5 protein-coding genes are annotated in these 8,056 nt (G+C 59.5%); 1 reads left to right on the forward strand and 4 read right to left on the reverse strand.

Annotated features, from left to right (window positions below):
- On the reverse strand, nt 1-319 hold a 319-nt coding region (locus FVQ81_17595), incomplete at its 3' end, for a tRNA (N(6)-L-threonylcarbamoyladenosine(37)-C(2))-methylthiotransferase MtaB (protein ID MBW7998345.1).
- A 350-nt stretch (nt 320-669) separates the two neighbouring features.
- Between FVQ81_17595 and FVQ81_17600 the strand changes: the two genes are divergently transcribed.
- The gene (locus tag FVQ81_17600) at nt 670-1,476 is read left to right on the forward strand and encodes an outer membrane beta-barrel protein (GenBank protein MBW7998346.1); all 807 of its coding nucleotides are present in this window, start codon (nt 670-672) and stop codon (nt 1,474-1,476) included.
- A gap of 55 nt (nt 1,477-1,531) precedes the next feature.
- On the opposite strand, the gene FVQ81_17605 is transcribed toward FVQ81_17600, so the two are convergent.
- The 3 genes from FVQ81_17605 to FVQ81_17615 are packed head-to-tail and all read right to left on the reverse strand — an operon-like array spanning nt 1,532 to nt 8,042.
- Nucleotides 1,532-3,766: a hypothetical protein gene (locus FVQ81_17605; GenBank protein ID MBW7998347.1), complete on the reverse strand. Its 2,235-nt coding sequence runs from the start codon at nt 3,764-3,766 to the stop codon at nt 1,532-1,534.
- Nucleotides 3,720-6,677, reverse strand: a complete 2,958-nt coding sequence (locus tag FVQ81_17610; protein MBW7998348.1) for a T9SS type A sorting domain-containing protein — start codon at nt 6,675-6,677, stop codon at nt 3,720-3,722. The genes FVQ81_17605 and FVQ81_17610 overlap by 47 nt, the downstream gene beginning before the upstream one ends.
- A gap of 42 nt (nt 6,678-6,719) precedes the next feature.
- Nucleotides 6,720-8,042: a hypothetical protein gene (locus tag FVQ81_17615; protein ID MBW7998349.1), complete on the reverse strand. Its 1,323-nt coding sequence runs from the start codon at nt 8,040-8,042 to the stop codon at nt 6,720-6,722.
- Nucleotides 8,043-8,056: the final 14 nt, after the last annotated feature.

The raw sequence follows: 8,056 nt of genomic DNA on the forward strand, positions 1-8,056 counted from the left end.
CCAGCCGGAATTTTTCCTCGGTGCCCAGCAGCAGCCGCACGCCCTCGATCCCGGTGAATTTTTTGCCGCTGGCTTCGACAGAACAACCAACCACCGCGATCCTAGTATCCGGGTGCTCGCGCGCTACCCTGCGCACCCACTGGCGGGCCTTCTCCTCGCCGCGCCTGGTGACAGCACAGGTATTGACCACCACCCAGTCCGAGCCGGCGGGGCTTTCGGCCAGGGTGAACCCGGCCTGCTCCAGGCTCTGAGCCATCAGCGCGCTGTCGTACTGATTGGTCTTACACCCGAACGTCCGAAAAAATATCTTTGCCGGCAAAACCGCGGCTCCTTATTAGAACGTACAAAAATATCCGGGGTAAAAATACCTAACAGGGCTGAACGGTTCAAGGTTCAACATCCAATCCGGGAAACAGTCATAAGTTACGGGGAGTGACGAATGGGTGTGGATGAGATATTCGATGTCGTGGACGAGAGCGGTAAAAAAATCGGCCGGGCCACGCGAGCAGAGGTCCACAGCGACCCCTCGGGGGTTGAGGATAACACGAGAAAGATGTTCATTTGTGCGCGTGGTAAATTATATTATGTATATAATACTTGAAAGGCCTAGTGCCGCCCCTATAATTAATAGGAAGGGCTTACGCGCTTAGTTGATTAAGGAGGTATGAGATGAAAAAGATAAGTTTTTTGTTCGCCTTCTTTATGGTCTTACATGTGAATTCTCTTGAAGCACAAATAGCAGGTAAAAGATGGTTCGCCGAGATCTCCGCAGGGGGCGGTAAAATTTACGGTCCTGTATTAATGGAAAAATTTGACTTGAGAAATACACTCTCCCTGGAATTAGGGTATATGCTGACTGACAACATCGGCCTTATTCCCGTTGCTGTTTCATTTGACAGGTTCAGCGGATTTGAAGGTTTTTTTGGAGATAGCATCCGCTCCAGCGTAGTTGAATTTAGAAGAAGGGAAAGTAAGATTAGCCCTTACAGTCAGATTAGCTGGCCTCCTCTTTCTCCACCTGAATCTATAACCGCCACCCGGATCAGGATGAAAAGTTTTTCATACAGCCCCGGTCTGTTATTTGTGATCCCGGCTTCAGCGGAGTTAAGAGGATATGCCAGGCTTGGCGTTATCTACAACAGCAGCAGACTTTATATTGAGAATACAATTACCGGCAATGATAATTTCGGATTAAAAGGCCCCCATAAACAGTCCTCTAAAAATCCGGGTTATTATTTGGGAGGGGGTATTGAATACGTTCTTTGGCGGAGATATGCACTAAATGGATCTGGCTCATATACTCACATATTCACCGGGCGAAAGGGCGGGAACCCTGAAATCGATTCCCTGGACGATTTGGAGTTTTATTTTGCCGGGACCAGGAATGAAGGATTGAAACTGACCTCTTATCCGGGATCCAGGGACACGAAAATATTTCAGTTCAGGGGTGGCTTAAAAATCTATTTCGGGCTTTAGAAATTTATTTATCGCAAAGTCTGAATTAAGAGAATTCAAGCCATCCAGGAAAAGTCTAACCGCGGATATACAGCAGCAGGGCCAGGATATCGCTCAGCCCGTAACGGCCGTCGCGGTTGAAATCCAGCGCCGGGTCCGAGGGCTGGCGCACAGCCATCACTACCAATGCCACCAGGTCCGCCAGCTCCAGCACCCCGTTGCCGTCGTAGTCCCCGCGCAACGTCTGCTGAACCGGGATGAAACTGACCTCGGTGCGTGCGCCGGGGTCCCCGGCCAGCCGCAGCACGCCCACCGGCAGGACAATCTCGACAGCGCCCGACAGCGAGTCTTCGCTAAAGGACGGCTGGGCCGCCTGCACGGTATCGTCGATAACTTCGATCACTGCAACAAACGTGTAGCTCTCGCCGCTCGATTCGCTGACCGTAACTTCGGCGCGCCCCACCCCGAACTCAGGCGCCGGGCTGGGCGGCGGATACGACTGGACGCCCAGCCTGTAGGCCGGGACAGTGTCGATCACCGCGTTTTCCGGGGCCAGCACTGTCACCACCGCTTTCCCGCCGCCGTCGCTGACCGTAAAGCGCCGCTCCTCGAGAACCGGGGCCACGGTGTAATGCCAGATCACGGCGGGCAGGTAAGTTGTATCGGCCATCCGCACGTTGTCCACCACCACCAGGTACCGCCCGCCGATCCAGGCCAGCTCGCGGACCACCCTGTTGAACAGGCCGCTCTGATAGGCCGAGGAAAACTCGGCGGCCGTATAGGCCCAGGTCCCGTTGTCGCGGTAGTCCAGCAGGCCGCCGGTTTCGTTGACCGGGTTCGCCAGATAGCTTTGCAGGGAGGCTTCGCTCTGGTTGCTGAAAATCCGCTGACTGCCCAGGAAACCGGCGCTGGCCGGGTCGATTGCGCGGATCGTGTTATGGGCCATTGAGGTCCGGTAGTACTCCATACGGTGCGAGCCGCTGAACGAATCGTAGTACCCGCTCTCGATCAGCAGGGGTCGATGGCGGAACACTTCCAGATGCCCCTGGTCGAAATGGCCGTGATTGCCGAAATAGTTGCCGCACTTAAAGAAGACGAACGATTCGCCCTCGTCCCAGCCCGTGCGCCAGATCACCATCCCGGTACCGTCGGGGCTGAACATTTCCCGTCCCGGCAACCCGCGGAAGGTCACTCCGCGGTCATCGGCGTCCCACCACAGGAACACGTTGTAGGCGTTGCCCTCTTCCACAACCCGGTCGTCGCGCTGGAGAGCCTGGGTCTCGAAAATATAGTGCAGGTAGTTTCTGCCGATCGGCTCATCGTAGGCGAACGCCCGCTCGCCGATTACCCGGAACGTGAACCGCTCACTGGTGCGGCGGTAATTGTCCCCGTAGCGCACGAACAGGCTGTCCGGCTGGCGGGCGTGGATCAGGAACAGCACCTCTCGCCAGGCCCAGTCGCCCTGGTTGACACGCACATCGGCCCACTTGTCCTCGCCGGTGGCCGAATACCAGGCGCTCATGAAATGGCCGGTGTGCCACATGGTGTAGCGGCGCCCATAGGCCAGGCTGTTGTGCACGGTACCGTCCTGCAACCGGCGGCCCGGAAACAGGTGATGGGTGAAAATCGAGTCCGCCCACTGGATATAATCCTGTGCATTCGCGTGGTGCCCGTCGATAGCCAGTCCCGCCATCGCCACGCCGATAGCGAACCCCGGCATGCGGGTATGGAAGATATGCGCGCCCTGGTTGATATACTCGCTCCTGAGATAAGAAGCCCCCGCTGCGAGACTGGCAATCACTTCCTGCTTTATTTCATCGGTGAACAACGGGTGGTGATACAGCCAGTCGAACGCCATCGCAGCCCACATCACCAGCTCCCCATCGGTGGTGGTGTGATCGAAAGCGAACGGCGCGCGCAGCATGGAAATGCACTGTTCGGCCGCCGCAGAGTCGCCGGTGAGGCAGGCCTTGAGCGCATAGTTGCAGGCGCTGTAGGTAAGACGGTTCCTGTAGGCTGAGTAGCGGGGGTCGTCGTAGCGGCTGCGCAGCTCGGCGGTGGTGATCGAACGTTCGCCCCAGGCGCTGTCGCGGAAAAACAGGCGGGGGTGTCCCTGGAAAATCTCGGCCGCGAATCCTTGCGATAGACAGGCGGCGGCCAGGATTAAAGAAAAGGTCAACCTGACTGTACGAGGCAATACAACGCCCTCCTTGCTGACGACTATCCTGATAACTATCAATCCATTACGGACCATGCTTAAACGTTTACTTGACCAAGACCATCTTGCGCATCCGGCTCTCGCCGCCGGCATTCAGGCGGTAGAAATACACGCCGCTGCCCTGGGGCCGTCCGCTGTTGTCGGTGCCGTCCCAGTACACCTGGTAGAACCCCGGTTCCCGGACAGTGTTTTCCAGTACGCGCACCAGCCGGCCGCGGATATCGAATATCTCGAGGCGGACGAGCAGCGGATCGCCGCCGGGAACACCGTAGGAGATCGTAGTCGATGGGTTGAACGGGTTGGGATGGTTCTGGGCCAGAGTTACCGCTCCGGGGAGTTTCGCCGCTCCCAGCAGTGATTCCAGCAGACTCGTCTCGCTGTCGGTGAGCCCCAGTTTTTCGATTTCCGCCAGCAGATAACGGCGGGCTTCGGGACTGATATCCCCGAACCGGTTTTTGTCATACGGAACACCAGCCAGGACAGCTCCTCCCTCGCTGCGGATACGCAGCAGCAGAGCGATCACGTCACGCAGAGAGTAGCGGCCATCATCGTTATAGTCTGCGCGGGTGTTGAACGGATCGCGCAAGCCCAGCAGCAGCAGCTCCACCAGGTCGGTCAGGCCGACCTGCCCGTCCCCGTCGATATCTCCCCGGTTGGGCTGCTGCCGGCCCAGGCCCTCGTAGCTCAGGTAGTATAGCGACCTGGCCACGCTGCGCCCGGTAAGGCCGTAGTCCTTGAACGCGTTGCTCCAGTTCCCTTTCCAGTAGGACAGGTATTCCAACTGGAGATCGCGGTAGGAGCTGTCGTCCAGGCGCTCGGCCAGCCAACCCTGGGCCAGCGCCATGTTGGAGTATTTGCCGTGGCCGCCGGCGCTGAACCAGACAGACTCGTTGGCGTCCATCCAGTCCACACCCTCCTTGATAAAAGCGACAATCCGTTCGTCCTGCTCGATCTCGTAGAGGTCGATAAAGGCCTCGAGCAGGAAGCCGGCCATGAAATAACCGCCGGTGAACTTGGAGGCTGTCCCCCGGTTCTCGTTATACCAGAGATTGAACGTGGTTTTGGCGGTGCCCAGAAACGCCTCGTCGCCGGTAGACTTGTAGGCTTCCAGCAGGGTCAGAACCTGGAACGCGGCTCCCCGCGGCTGATCGAAATCGGTATAGCCGCCGAAACCGCTGACGAAATCCGTGCCCTCCAGGGCCATGTCCCGCGCGCGCTCATCGCCGGTGAGATGCCACAGGCCGAACAGTCCCTGGGTCTTGTGGTGGTTGGTATAGGGTGAAATATAGACGCTGGCGGTGGTGTAATCGCCGGTATCGGACGGGTCCTGACGGACATGGTCCGTGGGCGGGCAGTAGCGCCCGGCACCGTCGTAAGCGTGCCCGGGATCCAGGTGGACCATGTGGACGTCCATCAGGTGGACAGCCCGGCTGGTGAAATAATCGTAATAGCGCCAGTTGCCGCTGCGGACAAACTCAAGCATCACCATGAACGGCAGGTCGTAGTAATGGTGGTTCCAGGCGATATTGAGCGGTTCGTGGACGCCGGCCTCCCAGGCGTAATGCATCCCGTCGCCCCAGTTCAGGAACCCGTAGCTTTCCCAGGTCACTCCGTTCTTGGTCCGGCTGTCCACTTTCTGCCACTGGTTTTCCAGTCCCAGGTCCAGTTCATCCTCCACCCGGCCTACCTCCTCGCGGTACTCGGGCGGATAGAGCGACCGGTCGCGGTCGGCCAGATGGCCAAACACTCCGCTGGTGCGGCAGTAGTATTCGGGAGACGCCACGGCAAGCAGCGGGCGCTGAGATGCAGCCAGGACCTGCCCCAGCCTGGAGGCCTCGGCCGATGGCAGGAAGGCGAAACGGAGGTAATGGGTGCGGCCCACGCCGGAGTAGATATCCAGCGGAATCCCCAGCGAGCGCGGAACCAGGCCGACTGTCAGCAAGCCGGTCTCGGCGTCCAGCTCGATACTCGAAGGGTGCATCTGCCAGAACCAGCGGACACCGACTCCGGCAACCGCATCGCCGCCCAGATTTGCGCCCAGCCAGCCAACCCGGTCGCTCTTCCCGGTCTTGGGGTCCATCGAAGACACAACGGCCCCGTCAACCGCATACTCCAGTCGGCTGGCGGAGGAGACCGTGACAGCGGCCGCGCTGTTCACCGGTTCGAGATGGTCCCAGTCCAGAGCTGGCATACCGGCATAGGCGCCGGTGATTTCGGCGCTGAGCGGGACCTCGACTTGCAGCCCCTCGACAGCGGCTTTGTATTCGAAACCCTGGAGAAACTCTCCGCGGTTCTCGATCGACAGGGCCACCCTGACCACGGGGGAATCATTGAAGAAATACAGGCGGCAGACGTAGTAAAACTCGGCGTCGCCGGAGAGCGCCTCCAGCTTGCCCTCGGCCCTGAGCACCATCCTCATCGCTCCGGCGGATTCAAGTTCCAGGGTGGATGACAGATCCGCCGCGCTCGTGTACTCCACGCCATCGGCGTGCAGGACGATACCGCGATCATGGCCGGCAACGATTTGGACTGGGTACGTTCCCGAGCCGTCGTCCAGCCAGAGACCGTCGAACAGGTTGAATTTAGCGGAACGGATTTCCGCCCGGATTTTGCCGGTGGTAACGACAAACCGGTCGATCAGCTCGATCAATTCAAGCCTGCTCTGCGCTGCCGCCGGAGAACCCGGCAGCAGGAGCAGGCTCAATTCGCCATCGGCCGGCAGCGACGCCTGGAAATCCAGATGCGCCCAGCGCACGCTGCCGTCGGGCCAGCGGCTGGCCGCGCGGAACTCGCAGGGCACAGGCCCGCCCGGACCGCTCAGCACCAGGCCGTCCACCGAGCTCACCCGTCCCTCGGGCAGCGGCACGCCGCTGGTCACCGGCTCATCGAAGCGCTCGATCCCCGACCGCTCGCGGACCGTGAGCTGGACCGCCTGCAGGCCGGATGCCGCCAGTATCGCTGCTGAAACCATCAACATTAAACGCTTTACCATCGGGACCTCCATCACCGGCGTACTGAGAGCAACGATAATCGGTGCTGATCCGGATTACTTGTTCCATGCCTCATCGCTCAGGTAATACAGCGAACGCGCCACGCTGCGGCCATTAGAGGCGAAATCCTTGAACGCGTTATTGTGCACGCCTTTCCAGTGCGAGAGATAGTCTTTCTGGATTGCGGTATATTTCGGGTCGCCCGTTTTGACGGCCACGAATCCGGCTCCCAGGGCCAGGTTGGGGAACTTGTCGTCGCCTCTCTCGGCCACCATCCAGTCAATCGCCTGCTTGACAAACTCCACCACGCGCTCGTCACCGGTGGCCTCGTAGTAGTCGATAAACGCCTCCAGCAGGAAGCCGGCCATAAAATAGCCCTGGGTGAATTTGGCGCTCGTGTTCTGGAAATGGTCGTACCAGAGATCGAACGTGGCCCCGGCAATGTCCAGACAGTCCGTATCGCCAGTTACCCTGTAAGCGGTTATCAGGGTCATCACCTGGTGCGCCGCGCCGCGGGGCTGCTTGAAATCGGTGTAGCCGCCTAAGCCGGCCACGAACGCAGTGCCCTGCATCGCGATATCCCGCGCGCGCTCGTCTCCACTCAGCAGCCAGCGCTCGAACAGACTCTGGGTTTTATGATGGTTAGGGGACGGGGAGATATAGACCGGAGCGGAGGCGTAATCATTTCTGCGCCTGGGATCGATACGAACGTGTTCTGTCGGAGGGTTGTACCGGTTGCGGCCGGTCAACTCGTTTTCCGGTCCGAAATGGGTCATGTGTACGTCCATCAGGTGGTGGGCGCGGGTAAAGAAGTATTCGTACCATTCCAGGCGGCCGCTACGGGCGAATTCCAGGCAGCTCATGTGCGGCAGGTCGTAGTAATGGTGGTTCCAACTGAGGTTGCCGGGTTCTGCAACACCGGGCTGCCAGGCGTAGTGGAGCCCATCGCCCCAGTTCAGGAAACCGTAGCTGTCATGGGTCGTGCCGTTGACCGTGCGGCTGTCGATTGACTTCAGCATGTGTTCCAGCCCGGCGTCGAGTTCGCTGTCGACTTTTGCTGCAATTCCCCGGTGCTCGTCGGGGTAATGCTCCATGCTGCGGTCGAGAAGATTGCCGAACGCGCGGGCGGTCCGGCAGTAGTACTCCGGCGAGGCCACGGCGATCAGCGGTTTCTGGCAGGCGGAAACAAGCGAGCGCATCAGCTCCGGGTCTCCCCGGCGCAGGAAGGCGAACCTGAGATAATGGGTGCGGGCCACCCCTGCGTACCAGTCCTGGACCCGCTTCAGCCGGTAGGGGAACATCCCCACCTGGATAAACCCGTCGCGGGCGTAGAGCACCAGCGCCGAGGGATGCATCTGCCAGAAATAACGCAGCGCCACTCCAACCTGTCCCG

It is taken from the genome of Candidatus Glassbacteria bacterium (genome assembly GCA_019456185.1).
Classification (GTDB): domain Bacteria; phylum Gemmatimonadota; class Glassbacteria; order GWA2-58-10; family GWA2-58-10; genus JAJRTS01.